This window comes from Micromonospora sp. IBHARD004 (assembly GCF_052814115.1).
In genome coordinates, this window is the sequence record NZ_CP199934.1 from 1214872 (window position 1) to 1236878 (window position 22007).

11 protein-coding genes are annotated in these 22007 nt (G+C 69.1%); 9 read left to right on the top strand and 2 right to left on the bottom strand.

Annotation, left to right across the window (positions count from 1 at the left end; translation table 11 throughout):
- Positions 1 to 274: 274 nt before the first annotated feature.
- A complete protein-coding gene (locus tag ACTWO6_RS06005; RefSeq protein ID WP_446218654.1) occupies positions 275 to 694 on the bottom strand; it encodes a hypothetical protein in 420 nt (139 codons plus the stop codon).
- Positions 691 to 3150, bottom strand: a complete 2460-nt coding sequence (locus ACTWO6_RS06010) for an AAA family ATPase (RefSeq protein ID WP_446218655.1) — start codon at positions 3148 to 3150, stop codon at positions 691 to 693. The genes ACTWO6_RS06005 and ACTWO6_RS06010 overlap by 4 nt, the downstream gene beginning before the upstream one ends.
- A 104-nt stretch (positions 3151 to 3254) precedes the next feature.
- Between ACTWO6_RS06010 and ACTWO6_RS06015 the strand changes: the two genes are divergently transcribed.
- The 9 genes from ACTWO6_RS06015 (at position 3255) to drmB (ending at position 21984) form a co-directional block, all read left to right on the top strand.
- Positions 3255 to 4055 carry a hypothetical protein gene (locus tag ACTWO6_RS06015; RefSeq protein WP_446218656.1) on the top strand — a complete coding sequence of 267 codons (801 nt, stop codon included), beginning with the start codon at positions 3255 to 3257 and terminating at the stop codon, positions 4053 to 4055.
- Positions 4052 to 5185: a hypothetical protein gene (locus tag ACTWO6_RS06020; protein ID WP_446218657.1), complete on the top strand. Its 1134-nt coding sequence runs from the start codon at positions 4052 to 4054 to the stop codon at positions 5183 to 5185. Before ACTWO6_RS06015 ends, ACTWO6_RS06020 begins: the two co-directional genes overlap by 4 nt.
- A complete protein-coding gene (locus ACTWO6_RS06025; protein WP_446218658.1) occupies positions 5182 to 6696 on the top strand; it encodes a hypothetical protein in 1515 nt (504 codons plus the stop codon). Before ACTWO6_RS06020 ends, ACTWO6_RS06025 begins: the two co-directional genes overlap by 4 nt.
- Positions 6697 to 6759: 63 nt before the next feature.
- Positions 6760 to 9105, top strand: coding sequence for a GmrSD restriction endonuclease domain-containing protein (locus ACTWO6_RS06030; protein ID WP_446218659.1), 2346 nt, complete (start codon positions 6760 to 6762; stop codon positions 9103 to 9105).
- A gap of 5 nt (positions 9106 to 9110) precedes the next feature.
- The gene (locus ACTWO6_RS06035; protein ID WP_446218660.1) at positions 9111 to 10454 is read left to right on the top strand and encodes an AAA domain-containing protein; all 1344 of its coding nucleotides are present in this window, start codon (positions 9111 to 9113) and stop codon (positions 10452 to 10454) included.
- A gap of 119 nt (positions 10455 to 10573) precedes the next feature.
- Positions 10574 to 15196: a DEAD/DEAH box helicase family protein gene (locus ACTWO6_RS06040; RefSeq protein WP_446218661.1), complete on the top strand. Its 4623-nt coding sequence runs from the start codon at positions 10574 to 10576 to the stop codon at positions 15194 to 15196.
- Positions 15193 to 17028 carry a UvrD-helicase domain-containing protein gene (locus tag ACTWO6_RS06045; RefSeq protein ID WP_446218662.1) on the top strand — a complete coding sequence of 612 codons (1836 nt, stop codon included), beginning with the start codon at positions 15193 to 15195 and terminating at the stop codon, positions 17026 to 17028. The genes ACTWO6_RS06040 and ACTWO6_RS06045 overlap by 4 nt, the downstream gene beginning before the upstream one ends.
- Positions 17021 to 20197, top strand: a complete 3177-nt coding sequence (locus ACTWO6_RS06050) for a helicase-related protein (protein WP_446218663.1) — start codon at positions 17021 to 17023, stop codon at positions 20195 to 20197. Before ACTWO6_RS06045 ends, ACTWO6_RS06050 begins: the two co-directional genes overlap by 8 nt.
- Positions 20194 to 21984, top strand: a complete 1791-nt coding sequence (gene drmB, locus ACTWO6_RS06055; protein WP_446218664.1) for a DrmB family protein — start codon at positions 20194 to 20196, stop codon at positions 21982 to 21984. The genes ACTWO6_RS06050 and drmB overlap by 4 nt, the downstream gene beginning before the upstream one ends.
- Positions 21985 to 22007 lie beyond the last annotated feature (23 nt).

A 22007-nucleotide genomic window follows, 5' to 3' on the forward strand; every position in this document is an offset into this window, starting at 1 on the left:
TGATCTTTCAGTTCATTCCTACTGTGGACGGGTTGGTTCAGCAATGGTGTCTGACGGGTTGTGAGTCTGGTGTGATGCTCCGCTCGATGGCGGCTGGCGCTGCCGGCTCCGCGACGGGCATCCCGGACTGTGCGGGACCGCGGGGGAGGGCCTGTGCCGGTAGCGTCCGGTCATGCCCGACACGACGCACGACGACCTGCTGACCGGCTTCATCGCTCCCCAGCCGTACACGATGGAAGCCCCCGCTGGTATTCCTCTCCGAACGTTCCGCCTATCACGAGGGGACGTCGACGGTAGCCTGCAATTGCGGCGTCCGCTCCGAGGCGAGGTCGGTGATGACGGCTGCCACCATCTCCCGGAGCCGGCGCAGCTCCCCTGCCGTGAGGCCCAGCTCATAGCAGTGGTGATGCCCGGCCCGGGACAACGCTGACCAGGCGTATCCGGCCCGAGCTGCGATGTGCCGGCCAGCGTAGCGGTCGAGGATCAGGAACTGTGGCGACCGGGCACGCATCCCAGCTACCTCCGGATGAACCCGCCGCCAGTAGTCGTCCATCGCCGCCTCCAGCGCCAACCGGAGCAGCCAGGCACACGCCCGCGGCCAGGCGCCACGGGTGCCACGCATGACGCTGCTCAGCAGCCGGTCCGCCGCATCGAGGCAGCTCTCAGGCAGAATTGCCGTCTCTCCGGTCGTCATCGCAGCTCCTCGGCAAGCCGCCGGCTGTCCCGAACCAGCATCTCGAGGTCGAAACTCCCGGCCTTGTGCACCCCCTGCTTGCAGGCCTGAAACACGTCACCGGCCCACCCGCCGAACCTGTTGAGCCGGCCGAGCACCTTGCCGCCCTGGTGCGTGTCGCCGAAGAGCGCCAAGGCAGCCACCTGGTTCAGCGTCAGCGCCTTCTCGATGAGTTCCTCTACGTCGCCGTGCCGCTCGCCGCCACCGATGCGCTCGCGTCGGATGCGCTCGTGGCAGGCGGCTTCCAGCGCCGACCGACAGAAGGCGGACACCAGGGGGTATCGGGCGGTCTCGGCCAGTTCCTCGGCTTTGAGGATCGACGTGGCGTCGCTCAGGTACCGCTCGATCGGGTCGCTGTTCTTGCGGATCTCCACCACCGACTCGTCGCGTCGGGTGACCGCCCAGATGGTGGCCTCGATGCGCAGCCGCCGTACAGCCTCGGGCAGCCGGTTGTCGTGGGTGAAGACGATGACCTGTCGGGTCTCCGCAAGGCCGGCGAGCACCTGCGCCAGCCCGTCGACCTTCGACGGATCCATGCTCTGCACGGGGTCGTCGATGATGACAAACCGGAACGGACTGTCCTCGGCGCAGGCCCGCGGCAGGAACACCGCCAGCCCCAGCGCCTGGAGTTCACCCTGACTCATGACCGCCATCGCCGAGGTGGCGGTGCCGTCAACCGTGACGGGGAAGGAGATTTTACGGCGGTTGTTCATGCCGTCGAGCCGCATCCCACTCAGCTCGACGTTGCTCTCCTGGCGCAGCTCGTCCCAGATCTCCTGGGACCGCTGCGCGAACGGCGCGAGTCGCTGATTCCGCAGTTCGGCGGTTGCCGTCTTGAGCCAGTCCCGAGCCGCGTTGACCCGCTTCAGCTTCGCGGCGTGGTCCGAGGAGGCCCACGCGCGGTTGAGCCAGTCCTGCAGCGCGGCGGCGTGTTCCCGCCAGGCGTCGTGGCGCTGCCGCAGCCACCCGGTCGCATGTTGCTGCAGGGCGGCGAACGCCTCGAAGAGCGGCGGATAGGTGGCGCGGAGGTGCGCGGCCAGCTCGTCAAATGCGAGATCCGTGGTGGGCGCGTGGAAGTCCGCCACGAGGCCGCGGAACCGCTCTACCACCTCGGGCTGGTCGAGGACGCCCGCGAGCGCCTCCAGGTCGTCAACACCGATCCGCCGGTCGAGGTCGAGCAGGTTCCGTACCCGCGACTGCGCCTCCCGCAGCCGCCGGTGCCCCTCGTCGACGGCCATCGTCTCGCGCTGGAGCTGGTCAAGGGTGTTGGTGGCCCGAGCGCGCCAGGCTGTGTCGAGAGTTCCGGTGCCACAGACGGGGCAGGGGCCCTCTCCGTGTTCGTCGTGGAAGCCGACCGCCATCCGGAGGAGCTGGGCGGCGTGGTCGGCGGTGCCGGCGCGCGTGGCGGCGAGCTCCGACACCCGCTTCGCTGCCGCTGCGAGTTCGTCGGCGAGTTCACCGACGTAGCCGAGGTCGGGCAGCGCGACGGCGACCAAGCGGCGGGCTGCGGCCGCGACCGGATCGTTGGTGTCGCTGCCCGCGTCGGCGAGCAGCCGGTCGAGAGCGTCGAGGTCCACAGCCCGTTTCGCCAGGATGGCGGCGGCGGCTCGCGCCCGATCGTCGTCGATGTCCGCGAGCGCGGTACGCAGCGACTCGCGTACCGTCTTCACTGCCGTGATGCGGTCGTTGAGCTCCCTGCGCACCCGCATCAATCTCTTGTCGGCGTCGACGACCGGGTCGATGCCGAGGATGGGGGCCAGGGCGTCGAAGAGCCCGCTGGGCGTGGAGGTGACGAGCCGGCCCAGGTCGCTGGCGGTGAGGAACGGCCGATACACGTCGAGCGGCTGCTGCCAGCCGAGCTCCGCCGCATCGGCGTACCGCTGCCCGTCCGCCAGGACGCTGCCAGCCCCCTGGTCGGCCTCCGTGTGGTCGTCACGCCACGTTCGGCGTACGCGAATCGGGGTCTTGGCGCCCTCGGCGCGGAGCAGCACCTCGATCTCGCAGGGCGACCCGCAGTGCAGGTTGCGCCAGCCGTTCTTGAAGACGCTGTTACGATCGGTCCAGCGTGCGCTGTTCCCGGTGAGGGCGAGCTCGACGGCCTCCGCATAGCTCGACTTGCCGGAACCATTGCGACCGATGACCAGGGTGAGCCCGGTGTGGGGCTGCAGCCGCAGGCTCTGCTGTGGACCGACACCCCGAAAGCCCGCGACGGTGACCGACTCCAGGTAGAGCGGCTGCGGGCGCGGCCGCGTGGACGGGTCGCGCTCCGGCAGGTCGACCGGCTCGCCGCCGAGGACAGCGTCGAGCGCAGCGTCGCCGACGTAGGCCCCGAGCACGAGGTCCACCACCTCGTCGGCAATGTTGTCCTCGGCCAGCCGGTCGAAAACCTGGTCAAGTAGGGACTGGTCCCCGGCCATATGGCTCTCCTTTCCAGGCGTCACGGTAGGTATCGTTTCCCCACGGCAACAATCCCGAAGACGGGGGATTGCTGGGAAACACTGGAACTTGTACCATGCCTCTCGTGGCTGAGTCCATAGAGAACCTGGAGCGTCGGATTGACGACCTCCGAGCGGCGGTCCGCCGGGCCGTCATCGCGCGCGACCAGCCTCGAGCCCGGGCGCTGCGCGCCGAGCTGCGAGGCGCCGAGCGCGCCTGGGAGCAGGCCCTCACCGACCTCGCCGACGATGCCGAGGTCGAAGCTCCGCCGTCAGAACACGACGCCCCGCTGGTGTCGGTGCGTGAACAGGTCCACCATGCCCTCACCCTGCTGTCGGCCCCTGCCGCACCGAAGCTGATTGCCGAGGTGCACAACGCGTTCTTCGGTTCGGCGTCCCCCGGGCTTGCTGCCGGCAAGCTGACCCACCTGCGCCGCGACGAGGAGCGCTCTTTCCGCACCGCACGGCACTCCCGCCCGTACTACCTCTGCTCAGCCCTGACCGCCGATCACCTGGCGCCGGCCCGCGGCCTGCTCGCGGTCTCCACGTGGCCGCTCGAGCGGCGCATCATCGGGCCGCTGAGCCCCCGTGTTGACTTCCTGACCGCCGCCATCAAGGTCGCCGAGCATGCCTCGCGGATGTCGAAGGAGAACCTCGGCGTCGTTCGCCTCCTCCGGCGGTTTGCGTCCACCATCCCCGGCGCCGCCGACGGGTACGAGTCCGTGGACCACGCCATCGTCATCATGGCCGCGCAGGCCGAGCTCGAGGTGCACGCCGACGCAGACCGGTCGCAGCGGGAAGCGGCGGCCGAGCGCGGTCGCCGACAAATGGACGAGGCCGAGCAGCTCTTCGGCAGCAAACTGCGCGTACTCAGGGGGACGGCATGACCGACGTTGGCCAGCGCCTGGCAACGATTCGAGGTGGGGGCGGCGCGAACCGGCACAACGCCCGGACCATCGCCGCCCTGACCACGAACCCGGGCTGCGCCCGCCGGGCGGTGCTCGACTGCGCCGGCGTGGACAAGCAGCGACTGGCCGCCTACATCGACTACCCGGCCCGCTTCGGCCAGTCGCAGTTCGCCATCACCCGCGGCAACACCTTCGAGGCACAGGTCAAAGCCAACGGCTGCGCCGAGCTGCTGCGGCTGCTGCGGGAGCGGCTCGACCTTGAAATCCCCGAGGTCTCCTACGACGACCTGGAGTCGGTCGCCGGCCACGAAAAGAGCCAGGACCTCCGGTACGCCCGGTCGCGCGCCCTGCTCGCCCGCGCCGCCGCCCAGGCCGAAGGGGCCGGCACACTCTTCGACCACCCGCTGCTGCGGCTCGAGGTCGCCGGCCAGCAGGCCTACCTGGAGCCGGACCTGATCGCGTTCCAGCACGACGGGCAGTTCCACGTGGTGGAGATCAAGTCCTTCGCGGTCATCGACGGGCAGGCCGACTCCGGCAAGGTGGCAGCCGCCGCCATCCAGGCCGCGGTCTACGTGCTGGCCATGCGCGAGCTGCTCGGCGAGACCGGATACGACCCGGAGAGCGTCTCGCATGACGTCGTGCTGGTCTGCCCTCGCGACTTCTCCAACCAGCCGATGGCGGTCCGGATCGACGTCCGCAAGCAGCTCGCCGTGCTGCGTCGGCAGCTGTCCCGGATGACGCGGATCGACGCGCTGCTGGCCGACCTGCCGGCCACTCTCAGCTTCGACTTCGCGCCCGACGACAAAGGGGTGCCCACCCGCTCGCCGGCCTCGCTGGTCGCCGCCCTTGAGGCCGTCGAAGCCCGGTACGCGCCGGAGTGTCTGGCCAGCTGTGAGCTGGCGTACTTCTGCCGGCACGAGGCGCGCGGCTGCACGGCGGCGCTGGGCAAGTCCGCTCGGGACGAGATGGGCGGCATCGAGCGGGTGGAAACGGCGCTGGCCATCGCGCGCAACCAGCTCGCGCCCGCGGAGGACCAGCAGGAAGCCGCCGAACTGCTGCGCGCCGCCGCGCGGCTGCGGGCCGAGCTGATGAGCGGGGTGGCCGGATGAGCACCCTGACCACGTTGGCAAGGGCAGAGGCCGTGGTCGAGGGCATCGCCCAGCGGATCACCACGGTCCGTCACCTGCACGTCGCCGACCGGCCCCTGGTCTTCATCCCGCTCACCATGGCGGGCGAGGCCAACGCGCCGCTCGCCGCGATGGTGGGCGACGACCGGCACGATCCGACCTTGCTGATCGTGCCGCAGCCCCGGAACCGCGACCAACGGTTCGCGTTCGCCGCCAAGCTGGCGGGCGTTGTTGTTTCCTACATCGACAGCTTCCGCAGCGACGTCGAAGCGGTGCCGACGAACAAGGGCAAGGACACCCGCCACCGGTACGCCGACGCGCCGCAGTTGCTCGTTCCCAACCCAGGCGGGGTCGGCTTCACCCGGCTCTTCGGCCGGTCCACCCGGTTCCGCCGCACCGACGGCGACTACCCGGTGGATCCGTCGGTGCCGCTGCTCGGCCGCTGGCTGACGTACTTCTTCGAGCGCGCCGAGCACCCGGGCTCGTCGGCGCTGGTGGCGATGACCCAGGCGCTCTCGATGCACTGGGCCACCGGGCAGAGCCCGCTCGAGGACGCGCAGCTGGCCGCACTCCTGGCCTGGATCACGCCCTCGCCGGGCATGACGGGCGCCGAAGCGGCCGCCGCGGCCGAGGATCCGGTGACCTGGCCACCCGCTGGTCCGGCCACCGACCCGACCTTCGACAACGAGGTGCTGGCCCCGGCCATGGCCGCGTACGACCGGGCCGTGGCCACCGACTCGCAGGTGGCCCGGCGTCGCGACGAGCTGGAGGACATCCTGCGCTCGCAGCTCGAGCCGACCTGGCGGCTGATGTGGCAGGCGATCTCGCTGCTGCGGGATCTGCCCGCCGGAGCGCACGTGCCCAAACGCTGGGCGGAGGACCGGGACGCCTTCACCAACTTCACCGAGCATCTCGACGAGGGCGGATTCCCGCAGCCCCGCCGCGACGGAGCGGTCGCCGCGGCCAGGAAGCTGCACCGCATGGAGCGGGCGCTGACCTCGTACGACGTGCAGCGCGCCTACGACGACCCGATGGTGATGGCCGACTACCGGCTCACCGGCGAGGCGTTCGTCGGCGACGTGACCGCCGCCCACCCGACGCGGATCGACACCAGCGGAAAGCGGCGCGCGCTGCGGCCCTGGATCGCGGTGACCACCACCGACCCGGTGCTGGTCACGCCGGGCACGACGCTGTTCTCGCCCGAACAACCCAATGGGCAGAAGGCGCGGGTGATGTCGGTGTCGCCGCGGGACGACGGTACGACCGCGGTCGTGTTGGAGCTGACGGGCGGGATGGGGCGCTCGCTCACCCCGGCCCCCGGCACTGTGCCGGAGGTGGGGAAGCGGATCTGCTACACCACGCTCAGCGACTCCTTCATGCCGCCGGGTGCCTTCCCGTCTCGGGAGGAGACGCCGTGGACCCACGGTGGCCCGCCGGCGCCGTACGAGGACAGCGCGCCGACCGCCGAGGACGCCCGTGAGGAGTGGTCATGATCTACTCCGATCCGCCGCACCAGCACCCGATGACCAAGCGCTCAGATCCGTGGGGGAACTGACATGAGCAAGTTGGGCACGATCCTCGACCAGATCGACTCCGGCACCGTGCTGCTGCCGGAGTTCCAGCGGGGCTACGTGTGGAACCGGGATCAGGTACGCGGCCTGATGCGCTCGCTCTACCTCGGCTTCCCCGTCGGCGGGCTGCTGGTGTGGGAGACGGAAGCCGACCACGGCTCGGTCCGGGGCAGCGACCACGTCGGCGGCGGGGTGAAGCTGCTGCTCCTCGACGGGCAGCAGCGGATCACCTCCCTCTACGGGGTGGTCCGCGGAAAGCCGCCGGCCTTCTTCGAGGGTGACCCGGCCGCCTTCACCGGCCTGCGGTTCAATGTCGAGGAGGAGACCTTCGAGTTCTACGCGCCGGCGAAGATGAGGGACGACCCGACCTGGGTCGACGTGACCGAGCTTTTCATCGACGGCATCGAACCGCAGATCGGGAACCTCACGGCGCACCCGGCCACCATGCCGCACTTTGCGACGTACATGGGTCGGCTCATCCGGCTGAGGAACATCCTCGAGCGCGAGTTCCACCAGGAGAAGATCACCGGCGCGGACAAGGGTGTCGACGTCGTCGTCGACATCTTCAACCGGGTCAACTCGGGCGGCACCAAGCTGTCCAAGGGCGACCTGGCGCTGGCGAAGATCTGCGCCGACTGGCCCGAGGCTCGCTCGACGATGCGCAAGCACCTGGGCACCTGGTCGACGGCCGGATTCCAGTTCAACCTTGATTGGCTGCTGCGGAACGTCAATGCGGTAGCGACGGGCCGGGCCCAGTTCGAGTTCCTGGAAGGGGTTGGCTCGACCGACTTCGCGCAGGCGCTGACCTCGAGTGAGCGCTACATCAGCGGCTTCCTCGACGTGGTCTCCGGGCGGCTCGGTCTGGACCACGACCGGGTGTTGATGGGCCGCTACGCCTTCCCGGTGGTCTCCCGCTTCCTGCACCTCAACGGCGGCACGTTCGCCGACGCCACCCAGCGAGACCGGATGCTCTTCTGGTACATCCACGCGGCGCTGTGGGGCCGCTTCGCCGGCTCCACCGAGACGATCCTGACCCAGGACTACGAGACGGTCGCCCGCAGCGGCATCGACGGCCTGGTCACCAGCCTGACCCGCTGGCGCGGCGGCAACCTGGTGATCGATGGTCAGGACTTCGAGGGCTTCGGCCGTGGCTCGCGCTTCTACCCGCTGCTCTACCTGCTCACCCGGGTGCTCGGCGCCCGCGACTTCGGCTCCGGCCTGGAGCTCAAGAGCGAGATGCTGGGCCACCTCACCTCGCTGCAGGTGCACCACATCTTCCCCAAGGCGCTGCTCTACAAGCACGGCTACGGCCGGTCCGAGGTCAACGCCGTCGCCAACTTTTCCTTCCTGACCCAGCAGACCAACCTCGCGATCGGCAAGCGGCCGCCGGAGGACTACTTCGCCGAGACCCAGCAGAAGCACCCGGGCGCGCTCGAATCCCAGTGGATCCCGACCGACCCGCAGCTGTGGCGGCCCGACCGGTACCTGGATTTCCTCGCCGCCCGCCGGGAACTGCTGGCCAACGCCGCCAACGGATTCCTCGCCGGCCTCCGGGACGGCACCAAGCCCGCCGCCGAGCCGCTGCGACCGGTGGTCGTGGTCACCGAGGAGGAGGCCGACGACGTCCGCGCCGGGCAGGTGAAGGCCCTCGTCGAGGAGCTCGTCGCCGCGGGTTGCGCCGAGCCCGCCCTCGACAGCGAAATCGCCGACCCCGCCACCGGTCGAGTGCTGGGCGTGGCGGAGGCGTACTGGCCGGACGGGCTGCAGCCGGGGCTGGGTAACCCGGTCGTGCTGGAACTGGACACCAACCCGGAGCTGGCCCGGATGGAGGAGCTTGGCTACGAGGTCTTCACCTCGGTCGACGCCCTGCGGGGTTACGTAGCCCGGCGCAATGAGCAGGCAGCGGGGCTCGCCGACGCCGACGGTGAGCCGCTCGGCGAGGAAACGGATGCCGGCGGCGAGACCGCCAACGGCTCGCAGACCGCGCCGGTCGTACCCGCCCAGTCCGGCGGCGACCAGGGGACGGGCGCGGACTTCGAGCGGGCGATGCGAGGGGTGTACGAGGCGGCGCGGCGCGAGGCCGGCTACAACGCCACCTACTTCCTCGGCATGATCGCCGAGCACGGTGGGCTCGCCACCGCCAAGAAGCTGCTCGCCAGCCCTGTGGTGTCCGACGGGTTCGCGGCGCTGTGGGAGCGCGGGCGGCTCGACCTGACGGTGGAGGCGCTGGTGGCCAAGCCGGAGTACGAGTCGCTCTTCACGCTCGACGAGCTCGACATCGCCCGGCACCGATTGCGGCAGTTCGACTACGACATGCCGGCACGGCGGTGAGCACCATGACCACCCTGCTTCTCCCGGACGCGCCGGCGGACTCGCCGTCGGTTCAGGCCGAGCGCGTCATCACCGAGGTGCTGGCCGACCTGCGTTCCGGTCTGCACCGCGGCGTCGTGGTCGACTCGCCGCCTGGGGCCGGCAAGTCGACCCTCGTCGTCCGCGCCGCCGTCGAGCTGGCCCGCGCCGGCGAGCCGCTGATCGTGATCGCGCAGACCAACGAACAGGTCGACGACCTGATCGACCGACTCGCGCGGAAGGCGCCGGAGCTGCACATCGGGCGGCTTTCGGCCACCGAATACGCGGCGTCCGAGCGGATTAAGCAGTACGCCACGGTCCGGGTCGCCGCCAAGGTCGCCGACCTCGGTGGTCCGTCCGTCATCATCGGTACGGCCGCGAAGTGGGCCATGGTGTCCGAGGGCTGCTGGCCCTGGGCGATCGTCGACGAGGCGTACCAGATGCGGTCGGACGCCCTGCTGCGCGTGGCGAGCCGGTTCGAGCGGGCCCTGTTCGTCGGTGACCCGGGCCAACTCGACCCGTTCTCCACCGTCGACACCGAGCGGTGGACCGGGCTGACCTGGGACCCGATGCAGTCCGCGGTGGTGGCGCTGCTGCGGCACAACCCCGACCTGCCGGTGCATCGGCTGCCGGTGTCGTGGCGACTGCCTCCCTCGGCGGCGCCGTTGGTGGCCCAGGCGTTCTACCCCTTTACCGGGTTCCAGGCCGGCACGACCGCTGGCGAGCGGTCGCTGTCGTTCACCACGGCCGGGTTCGGGCATGGGCCGATCGACGCTGCCGTGGAGACGGCGGCGGCGACCGGGTGGGCGCTGTATGAGCTGCCGGCCCGGCACACGCTGCGGACCGACGCGGAGGCGGCCGCGGCGTGCGCAGCCCTGGCACGCCGGGTGCTGGAGCGGGGAGCGGTCGCGGTCTCGGAACGTGAACCGGGCGGCGCGTCGGTCACCGCGGACCGGATCGCGATCGGGGCCGCGCACCGCGACCAGGTGGCGGCCATCCGCGCGCAGCTCGGCGAGGCCGCCGCAGGCATCACCGTCGACACCGCCAACCGGCTCCAGGGGCGGGAGTACGACGTGACGATTGTGCTGCACCCGCTGTCGGGGCGGCGGGACGCGACGGCGTTCCACCTGGAGTCGGGGCGGCTTTGCGTGCTCACGTCACGGCACCGGCAGGCCTGCATCGTGGTGACCCGGGCGGGGATTGCGGAGCTGCTGGACGCCCACCCCTCGGCAGAGCCGGTGCACCTCAACGTTCCGGTCAAGTTCCCTGACGGTTGGGAAGCTAACCAAGCGGTACTGGCCCACCTGTCCACTCACCGACTCTCTGCATAGGCGAAAAGATGACGCCCACAGAATCGTCTCTCCCAACCGTCCTGCTACCTGAGGAGAGCGACAAACCAGCATCGGGCAGGAATGAGATGGCCTTTGACGCGGACGTATCTGATAGATCGGTGCGACAGGTCGTCGAGGAGCAGTCGCAACGCGTCCTGGAGACGTACCGCATCGATCCGGGCCTGATCCAGGAGCACGCCAACGGTGAGCGGCGCATCAATCAGGGAGGCTACGGCGAGCGCCAGGTCTACGAGCTGGTCCAGAACGGCGCCGACGAGATGCGCGGCCTGGAGAACGGCGAAATCCGGGTCATTCTCACGGACCGGTTCCTCTACTGCGCCAACACTGGGAATCCGATGACCCCGGAGGGCGCGGACACGATCCTCCGGATGAGCGTCTCCCGCAAGCGTGGCGGTCAGATCGGTCGCTTCGGCGTAGGTGTCAAATCCGTCCTCAGCGTCAGCGACACCCCTGAATTCTTCAGTACGACCGGCTCCTTCGGCTTCGACCGGGAGTGGGCCGAGCAGGCCATCCGTGCGGTCGCGCCGAACGCGACCGACATACCCGTGCTGAGAATGGCCCGCCTCATCGACACCGAGCGGGCCGCCGTGCAGGACCTACTGCTCGCCGAATTACTGGAGTGGGCGGTCACCGTGGTGCGGATGCCCCTCCTGCCCGGCAGTGCCGCGCGGTTGAGCTTGGACCTCAGGAACTTCCCCTCGGAATTCCAACTGTTCTCGCCCCACGTCTCTTCGCTGTGCCTGGAGGACCGGTCCGGCCCGCGAGCGGTGATCCGCGAACTGTTCGTCAAGTCGACTGACACATTGCATACCCTGCAGGCCTTCGGCGTCGGCGGCACAGAGTCCACGACCCAGTGGAACGTCTTCCGTCGTACGCACACCCCGTCGCAGACGGCGCTGGCCGGCGCGGGAGAGCTGCACGACCGTCCCGAGATCGACATTGCCTGGGCGGTGCCGCTCCGAGGAACCGGCGATCGGGGCGCGTTCTGGGCCTACTTCCCCACCAACTACGCCACGACGCTGCGGGGTCTACTCAACGCTCCGTGGAAGACGAGCGAGGACCGGCAGAATCTCTTCGATCGCAACGCCTTCAACGACGAACTGATCGAGCAGGCCGCCCGACTCGTGGTGGAGTCAATGCCGGAGCTCGTCGATCCGGGCGACCCGGGCTCCTATCTGATGCTGCTGCCCGGCCGTGGCGCCGAGGCTCCGCAGTGGGCAGACGAGCGGTTGACCAAGGCGGTGTGGACGACCGCGGCGTCGCTGCCCTCACTGCCGGACCAGAACGGCGAACTCCGCCGACCCGCCGAGCTGCAGATGCCACCGGAGAACATGTCGGACGAGTGGCTGAAACTCTGGGCAGGCCATCCCGGTAGGCCGGTCGACTGGACGCACAAGTCGATCGAGAGCAGGGAACGTCGCGCGAAGGCACGACTCATCTTCGACGGTGCCGGACGTCGCGGGGCGACCGCCCGGGAGTGGCTGGAGGCGCTCGTGTCGGACGGCAGCGCCGAGGCGTCCGCCCGCGCCGTCCAGATCGCCGCCGCGATGGTCCGCGGCAACCACGAGCAAGCGAACAGCGCCCGCAGCGCGCGGATCCTGCTCACCGAGTCGCACGGCATGATGGCTGTCGGCACCACCGAGGTCTTCCAACGCAGTGGACAGGACGAGCTGACCGACGACCTCGTCTACGTCGATCCGCGAGTGACCGACGTGATCGGGCTGCGCAGCGCACTGGACACGTTGGGCGTGCACGAGGCCACCCCTGTAGGGCGGCTCACCGCCGTCCTAGACAAGGGTTTCACCCACTACCAGGAGCAGGAGTGGGAGGACTTCTGGAGGCTGTGCCGTCGGGTGACACCGCACCAGGCCGCAGAGGTGATCACGAAGTCAACCGCCGACTGGTCGCACGACCTGCGCGTCCGTACAGTCGGCGGCAGCTACCGCCGCCCCATCGACTGCCTGCTTCCCGGACGGGTGGTGCCTTCCGACGGCAGCCGCGACCGGGATGTCGCAGTGGACCTGCGAGTGCATTCCGCCGACCGACCAGTACTTGAGGCGCTCGGCATGTCGGACGTGCCGGTGCCCGACATCGATCCGCATGGCCCGGCGTGGTTCGACGAGTACCGTGTCGCTTCTCTTAAGGCAATGTGTGCGCTGCTCCCGGCCGGAGTGCCCCACCCTAGGCTGAGTAGCCTCGTCGTCGGTGGCACCAACCCGCCCGGACCGCTCGGCGTGCTGGCCACCCTCAGCGCCGAGGCGAAGCATCTGTTCATCAAGAACCTCCCGGCCGACCGGCTGGTGCGCGACTGGAGCGCTCGAGCCGGCCGGCTGACGCAGCAAGTCGACTCGCCCCTGGTGTGGATGGTCCGTCGGCACGGAATGCTGCAGACCAGTCAGGGCGTCGTCTCGATGGACCTCGCCGTCAGTCCCTCGCTGAACGAGTACCGCGGCGTACTGCCGGTCGCGCTGATCGACCGCGGCATCGCCGACGTGCTCGGGCTGCCCACGACCATCGGCCAGATTCCCGGCCACCTCTGGCAGCACCTGGTGCAGACCGTTGCCGTCACCGAGGACGACGCCGTGCCGGGCATGGCCTACGCGCTGGTGTTGAGGTCGGGGGCCGACTGGCCCGGTGGCGACACCCGCTGCCGGATCGGCGACAACTGGGGCACCCGGCCCGACGACCAGATCTGCGTCGCGTCGAGTCGGGAGGAATACGACTCACTGGTGCTGGAGACCATTCCCGCGCTGCTGGCGCCGACTGCGGCCGACGTCGACGCGATGGTGCAGCACTGGGGCATGCGGCGGTACGCCGAGACGGTCAGTACCGAGCTGCGCAAGGTCGAGGAGACGGAACCCGTTGCGGTCGTCACGGAGTACCCCCACCTCAGAGTCCTGCGCGGCCGAAAGGCCGACGGGTGGGCCTTCGTGCAGTGCAGTGAACTGGAGGAGGTAAAGCGCACACCGAACGGCATCCGAACCAGCCCGTTGGACGTCGCGGCACGGGACGGCGTGGTCTACGTTCGCCATACGACGGACAAACGGTCGATCCTGCAGGCCATCACTCGGGAACTCGACCTAGGCCTGTCCCCGCAGGAGATTGAGAGCGTTCTCGCCCGCAGCGAGGAGGCCAAGAACGAAGAGGTGCTCAAGCAGGTCCGCGCCACAAGGAACATTGTGGACAAGGTCCTCCTGCTGATCGGCGCGGAGCGGCTGCGTCGCGGGCTGCCGGAAGGGCTGCTCGCCTGGGAGACGGCACGGACGAGTGCGCCCGTCGACGATCGTCGCATCGCCGAGTTGGCGCTACATGCGCACCGTGACGGCATCCTGCGGCACCACCGGGAGGATCTCGGGAAAACCCACGAGGCGCTCGCAGTCGGCTTCACTGGCGACCGGAAGTCCCTGAGCGTTGTCGCCGATCTGCGCCTGCCCGACGCCTTCGGGGGCGTGCGGGAGGAGCAGCCGCTGGAGACCGAGCACGTCGCCGGCCCCACGCCCCACTTCCCACTCCACGACTATCAGGAGAAGCTGGCCGGACGGATGCATCGGCTGCTGATGCAGGAGACCCAGACGCGGGCGATGCTCAGTCTGCCGACCGGTGCAGGCAAGACCCGCATCGCCGTCGAGGCGGTCATCCGGTACCTCAAGGAATACGGTTCAGAGGGTCCTGGCGGACCAATCCTGTGGATTGCCCAATCCGAGGAGCTGTGCGAGCAGGCGGTGCAGAGCTGGCGTTACGTCTGGGAGAAGGCCGGCGTGGGGCAGACCCGGTTGACCATCAGCAGATTCTGGAGCACCCGCGACGCGGGCCCGGTCACGGATAATCCGCACCTTGTCATCGCCACCGACGACAAGCTCACATACAACCTCGACAAGCCGGCTTACGCCTGGCTGCGTGAACCCGCACTGGTAATCGTCGACGAGGCGCACGGGTCCACCACGAAGAGCTATACCCGGTTGTTGGAGCAACTCGGGCTGACCCAGTACCGCACGGCCCGCCCGCTCATCGGACTCACCGCGACGCCGTTCCGGGGGAAGAACAGCGCGGAGACGAGCCGCCTGGTCAGCAGGTATGGCAACACGCGGCTGGACAAGGACGTGTTCGGCGACGACGTGTACCGGACGCTGCAGGACAAGCGAATCCTCGCCCGCGTCGACCACCGCGTCCTCGAGGGAGGCGAGCTGACGCTCACCGAATCCGAGGTATCTCGGATGTCCCAACTGCGCGGCGGCACGCTGCCGCCGGAGGCGGAACGGCGGCTCGCCGATGACCAGGCGCGGAACGAGGCCCTGATCAAGGCGCTGCTCGACCTGGATCCGGACTGGCCGGTCCTGGTGTTTGCGACCTCGGTCAACCACGCGCGGTTCCTCGCCGCCGTCCTCGACGACCACGGCGTCAGCGCCGCCGCTGTCGACTCGCAGACGCCACCGGCACGTCGGCGGCGGATCATCGAACAGTTCGGCCGGGGTCGGATTCGCATTCTCACCAACTACGGCGTGCTGCACCAGGGCTTCGACGCGCCCGCCACGCGCGCCGTCGTCGTCGCCCGACCGACGTACAGCCCCAACGTGTACCAGCAGATGATCGGCCGCGGCCTGCGCGGCCGCGCCAATGGTGGGACCGACCGGTGCCTGATCCTCAACGTACGCGACAACATCGTCAACTACGGCGAGGAGCTCGCCTTCACCGAGTTCGAGAGGATGTGGAGCGCGTCGTGAACGCACCGGCCGCCGTCGACGACCGCCCGACGCCGGAGCAGGCCCTGGCCGCGGCCCGCCCCGCTGACTCGCGCACCCTCGTCATCGCGCCAGCGGGTACGGGGAAGACGTACACGCTGGTCCGCCGCCTCGACCACCTGCTCGACGAGGAGTTGTCCGCCGACGAGGTGCTGATGCTCTCGTTCTCGCGAGCCGCGGTGCGTGAACTCGCGGCGAGGACCGCGGCTTCCACCGGACGCGGCCGGTTCGTGACCGCCCGCACTTTCGACGCCTGGGCCCTGGATCTGCTGAACCAGACCTACGCGGACCAGGATTGGCACCAGCTGTCCTTCGACGAACGGATTCGCGAGGCGACCGGCGCCGTCCTCGACGGGCACGCCGAGGCGTACACCGCCTCACTCCGGCATGTGCTCCTGGACGAGGTGCAGGACCTCGTCGGCGTCCGTCGAGAGCTTGTCGAGGCACTGCTGACGTCGGTGGACTGCGGCTTTACCATGGTCGGCGACCCGGCTCAGGCCATCTACGGATTCCAGGTCCGCGAACGCGGCGGTGAGCCGGACATCTTCTCGTGGGTACGCGGCAGGTACGCCGGTGACCTCGTGGAACTCGCGCTGACCCAGGACTTCCGAGCACGTACGCCACGTCCGCCCGGGCTCCTCGCGTGCGGCGAGGCGCTCCGCACGCCGAGCGGCGCGTCCGCGGCCGACATCCCGCGGCGGATACGGGACGAGTTCCTCGGTGCGCCCAGCGCAGGGCAGCTGGATGACATCCTCGGCGGCTTCGCGTACCTGGATGGCAGCTGCGCGATCCTGTGCCGGGACAACGGTCAGGCCCTGGAGGTGTCGGCCGAGCTGCACTGGGCCGGCGTAGGGCATCGACTTCAGCGCCGTGCGGGTGACGATGCCAATCCACGATGGCTGGCGACCCTGTTCCGCCGGCACGCCGGCCTCACCGCCGACCTCGCCGCGTTCGCAGAGCACACCGGCCTGACCGGGGAGTCGCTGGGCGCGGCGTGGGAGGCGCTGCTGACGGTCAGCCGGACGGGTGCGGACCGCATCGATCTCGGTCGGCTCCGTTCGGCGCTCGCGGGCGGACGCCTGGCGAGGTTGGCTATCACATCGCCGCCGGATGCGGTGACGGTCTCCTCGATGCACCGGGCCAAGGGCCTCGAATACGACCGCGTGTTCGTGCTCGACCGCCGGCGCCGGGACGACGATGATCCGATGGAGGAGGCGCGTCTGCTGTACATGGCCATGACGCGATGCCGGGACGATCTGTTCCGGCTGGAACCGCTTCCCAAGTCGGGCGGGGTGTACACCAAGCGCCCACCCAACGGGGACCGCTGGGGCCGTTATCACTTCCGCCATCGGGGGCGGCGTCACGGAATGGCGTTGGAGGGTGGCGACGTCAGCAAGGACTTCCCCGCCGGCACGGTCGGCTTCACGGCGGACCCGGTCGAGTTGCAGGACTATCTGGCGGCGAAGGTGCAGTCGGGCGATCCCGTGACGCTGATCCGCAGTGCAAAGAGGGTCGACGACTATTTGGCCGTGCCGCCGTACACCGTCGAGCACGGCGGCCGATCCATCGGGGTCGTCTCACCGCTGTTCCGACAAGCCCTTGCCCGGTACATGTACGGGCGCAAGACGATCGACGCGCGCTCGGCCTGGCCCACGTCGATCTCCGACTGCTGGATCGACGACGTCGAGGCGGTCACCGGCAGCACCGCCGCGGGGCGGCGTGCCGGTCTGGGAGAACACGGCGTCTGGCTGACACCCCGGCTGAGCGGGTTGAGCCGGTTCCACTACGCGGAGGCGGAGTCCGACGATGGTTGATTTCGACGAGCACTTCCAATTCAGGGACGACCTGACCGACCAGCTCGTTCTCGATGTGCTCGGCCCGGCGGGCGGAGCCGACGAGATCCTGACCGACGGGCCGGTGAGCAGCTACCTGACGGGAGTGCTGTTTCCGCAGCGCGAGCCCGAGGACGCCGCCGAGGACGCCGCCGAGTCCGACGTCGACCTGACGGCTGCCCGACTGGACCGGGACGAGCAGCCCGACATCGGCGTGTCGATGGCCAATGTGCAGACCCCGTCCACGATGGGCCTGACCTTCGCCGTAGACCCACGATGCGGCAGCCTCACGGTCTCGGTGGCAGCCGCGATCTACGAACCGATCGACATGGCGGGCAATCCGGTGGAAGCCGGGGTGGAGGCCGCGCGCTCCACTGACCAGTCATCGATCAGGTGGCGACGCCGCGCGATCGATGCTGCGCCGGTTCCGATCGACGTCACGCAGCCCGGCCGGCACACGCGACCTCTCGTCCCTGGGCTGGAGATCCGTGCGCTCGTCCGAGAGTTGGACTGGGACCGCGGCAGCATCACTGTCACGGTGACGCTGGTCAACGTTCACATCGTTCACGGACCATCGCCGCGAGACACCGGGTGTTTCTTCCAGTGCAGCCTCCGCGTCGCCTCCGACGCCGACCAGCCGGCGATCGTCGAACAGTTCGCCCCATCCATCGACGATGACGACGAGACCTTGGTCTCGGGCATGCTCTATCGTCACGCACCGACATTCGCCATCGGTCACGGTTGCGCGGCTGAATGGAGCGGACCCACGACCCGAGGATCGTCCGACGTCCGGCGAGCCGTTGCCGAGGTGTACTCCTCCTTCACCCCGACCTTCGACGTGCAGCTCTCCGAGTCCAACACGGAGATCGACGTCTCCGGCCTGAAAATGATCGATCTCGCCGAGATCGAACCCGGCCAGGTGGTGAAGACGCTCCGCAGGCTGACCGACGGCTACCGGAGGTGGGTGGACGATCGCGAGGCGGAGGCGGCCGGCATGGCGGCGCCCTACGGCAAGGTCGCCATGGACCAAGTACGTCTTTGCCGCACCGCCTACGCTCGAATGGCTAGCGGCATCGATCTGCTCGCTCGCGATCCCGACGTTATGCGCGCCTTCAAGCTGGCCAACAGGGCGATGGCGATCCAACGGGCCCGCACGATCATGATGCGCGAGAGCAGGTCGGATGCGGACCTGCGTGCCGGCCGCTGGTATCCGTTTCAGCTCGGGTTCATCCTGCTCTGCCTAGAGGGTATCGCCGACCCTGACCACGAGGACAGGCAGGTCGCCGACCTGCTGTGGTTCCCCACCGGCGGCGGCAAGACCGAGGCGTATCTCGGGCTCGTCGCCTTCACGGTGTTCCTGCGCAGAATCCGTCGAGGTGAAATCGGCGGCGGGGTGACCGTCCTGATGCGCTACACGCTGCGCCTGCTGACACTGCAGCAGTTCGAACGCGCCGCCACGCTGATCTGCGCCATGGAGCGCGTCCGTCGGGACCAGCCGGATCTGCCCGGTGAGGAGATCTCGATCGGCATGTGGGTCGGTTCCAGCGCGACTCCGAACACGCTGAAGGACGCCGAGGCGGCGCTGAGGAAGCTCCGCGCCGGGGAGACTCTGCGCGAGAACAATCCCGTGCAGCTGCGCCGCTGCCCGTGGTGCGGCATCGAGATCGACGTGTTCCACTATCGCGTCGATCTCGGCACGCAGCGGCTCGTGGCGGCATGCGGCAATCCGGACTGCGAGTTCCGCGACGGGCTGCCAGTCCACCTCGTGGACGAATCCGTGTACCAGCACCGACCCACGCTGATCATCGCCACGGTCGACAAGTTCGCTCAGATGACCTGGAAGCCCGACCCGGCTGCGCTGTTCAACCGGCGCAACGCGCCAGAGGGCACCCCGCCACCCGAACTCATCATCCAGGACGAGCTGCACCTCATCTCGGGCCCGCTCGGCACGCTCGTCGGGCTCTACGAGACGGCCCTGGACATCGCCGCGGACAGGCCCAAGGTGATCGCCTCCACGGCGACGATCCACCGTGCCCGGGAGCAGGGCAAGGCGCTGTTCGACCGGGACGTCCACCAGTTCCCCCCGTCCGGGCTCGACGCCCGCGACTCCTGGTTCGCCGTGGAAGCCAGCCCGCAGCGCAAACCCTCGCGACGGTACGTCGGCCTGTTCGCCCCCGGCACCAGCCAGGCGACCCTGTTGGTACGGGCGTACGGCGCCCTGCTGCATCATGCCGCGACGATCAAGGGCGCCGACGACGTCCGCGACACGTACTGGACACTCGTCGGCTACTTCAGCAGCCTCCGGCTGCTGGCCGCGGCAGAACTCCAGGTCAACGACGACGTCGCCGGGCGGCTGAAGCTGCTCGCCGGCGACACCCCACGTGAGGTGGAGACCACGGAGCTGACCAGCCGCGTCCCCGCGAGCGAAATCCCTTCCCGGCTCCGCCAGCTCGACGTGCGCCACCCCGACAAGTACGCGTTCGACGTCGTGTTGGCCACCAACATGATCTCCGTGGGCGTGGACGTCGACCGCCTCGGCCTCATGGCGGTGACCGGCCAACCGCAGACGACCGCCGAGTACATCCAGGCGACCAGCCGGGTCGGCCGCCGTTACCCCGGCCTGGTCCTCATGCTGTACAACGCCGCGCGCTCGCGTGACCGTTCGCACTACGAGAACTTCCGCGCCTACCACTCGGCGCTGTACCGGCAGGTGGAGTCCACGAGCGTCACACCGTTCTCCGCCCGGGCCCGCGACCGCGCGCTGCATGCCGCCCTGATCGGGGCCGCTCGGCTGACGATTCCAAACGCGCGCGAGAACGACGGGGCCGGTCGTCTCGATGACTTGATGCCCGAATTACGGGACCTCACCGCGCGCATCCTGGACCGGGTGAAGCGGGTCGCACCCGATGAGCTGGAGTCGACCCAAGAGCATCTCGACGAGATCGTCGGCCGTTGGACGGAGCTCGTCGACTGGAACAACGATCTCGTGTACCAGAAAGCCAAGTGGGCGGGCGACTCGAAGCGTCGACCGGACTCCGCCGCGCTGCTGCGCAGCTTCGAGGACGACGACCTGCCGTGGTCGTTCCGGACGATGAACAGCCTTCGAGACGTGGATGTCGAGACCAACCTGCTGAACCGGGAGGGGCGATGAGCATGCCGGGAAGATCCAGGCTCCAGCGACCGGCGCGGCCGACCGCGCCCACCCTCGCCGCGATCGGCAAGGCACGCCGCGCCCAGATGATCACCACCTACGGCGTGGGCTCGATGATCCCCATCGACGAGGCCTCCTACATCGTGGCGGGGCTCGAGGAATGGAAGGTGAACGAGGCTCAGCAGACCCACGAACCTCGCCTCCAACGCGCCCTAGGCGTCTCCAAGCTGTACCTGCCACCCGCGGAGAATCCGTACCACGGAGCGGCGCTGCGACGCTTCCCCACCTACTACTCGTGCCATCGCTGCACGTTGTTGCAGCCCTACGGCCGTTTCGGAGGCAAGAGTTCCACCTGCGCCTGCGGCGGCACCCTGATCCCCTCTCGGTTCGTGCTGGCCTGCGAGGACGGCCACCTGGACGACTTCCCGTACCGGGCCTGGGTGCACCGCGGCGCGCAGGACGTCGGTCCCTGCAAACAGGACCTTCGGATGATCACCTCGGGTCGGACAGCGTCACTTCGATCGATCGAAATAGTCTGCGGCTGCGGCCGGAAGGCATCGATGCAGGGCGCATTCTGGCGCAGTGAACTGCGCAAGCTGGGCATCAGGTGCTCCGGCGCACGCCCGTGGCTGCGCGGCGAGGAACGGACGGCCGGCTGCACAAAGGCGCCCCGAACGATGCAACGAGGCTCGTCGGCTGCCTGGTTCGGAGTGGTGCGGTCCTCACTGGCCATCCCGCCATGGTCCACGAGACTGCAGCACCTGATCGATCCCCACTTCGCGATGTGGCGGGGCGAGGATGATGCGGTCATCGCGCGCCAGGCGGAGAAGGCTCATCTGGTCGGCGACAGGATCACGGTCCGGCACCTCATCGACGCGGTGCGACGACGCGAGCAGCTCGAGGCCCGCGGGGCGTCCAACGAGGTCGACCTCGACATGGACCTCAAGGCGGAAGAGTACGAACAGCTGTGCGCTCCCACCACCGACGACGTCGACGAGAGCGACGACTTCGAGTGTCGACCCATCGACGGTGACCCGCCCTTCCCCGAGATCGCTCAGGTTATGTTGGTGACGCGGCTGCGCGAGGTACGGGTGCTGCAATCCTTCACCCGCGTCGAGCCGCCGAGCGGGGCCGACCCGGCCAGCCGCAACGCCGCACTCGCCGCAGGCGAACTGGACTGGCTGCCCGCCATGGAGGTGATGGGTGAGGGCGTGTTCCTCCGGCTGTCGGATGAGAGGTTGCGCGCGTGGGAGGCCCAGCCGGAGGTCCGCGCACGCACGGACAAGATCACCAGAAACCACCAGAAGCTGCTCGCCCGACGTGCCGAGGCGTCGGGGCAGCCTGCACCACGGTCCCGGGTCACCGCCCACTCGATCATGATCCACACACTCGCGCACGCATTGATCAATGAGTGGAGCCTCGACTCCGGCTACTCCGCCTCCGCGATGCGCGAACGCCTCTACACCGACGAGAGCATGACCGGTCTGCTCATCTATACGGCGACCAGTGACTCCGCGGGTAGCCTGGGCGGCGTCGTCCGCCAAGGCGAGCGAGAGCGGCTCCGCCGGACACTGGCCTCCGCGCTGAAGAGGGCAGGGTGGTGCTCGGCGGACCCCCTGTGCATGGAATCGGGGGCCACGGGATCAGACAGCCTGAACCTCGCCGCATGCCACGTCTGCAGCCTGCTGCCTGAGACGAGCTGCGAACTCACCAACACGCTTCTCGACCGTGGACTTCTCATCGGCTGGCCGGAGCAGCCCCGAATGGGGTACTTCAGCCCAGCCTGAACGCGATCCACGACGGGGGAAGA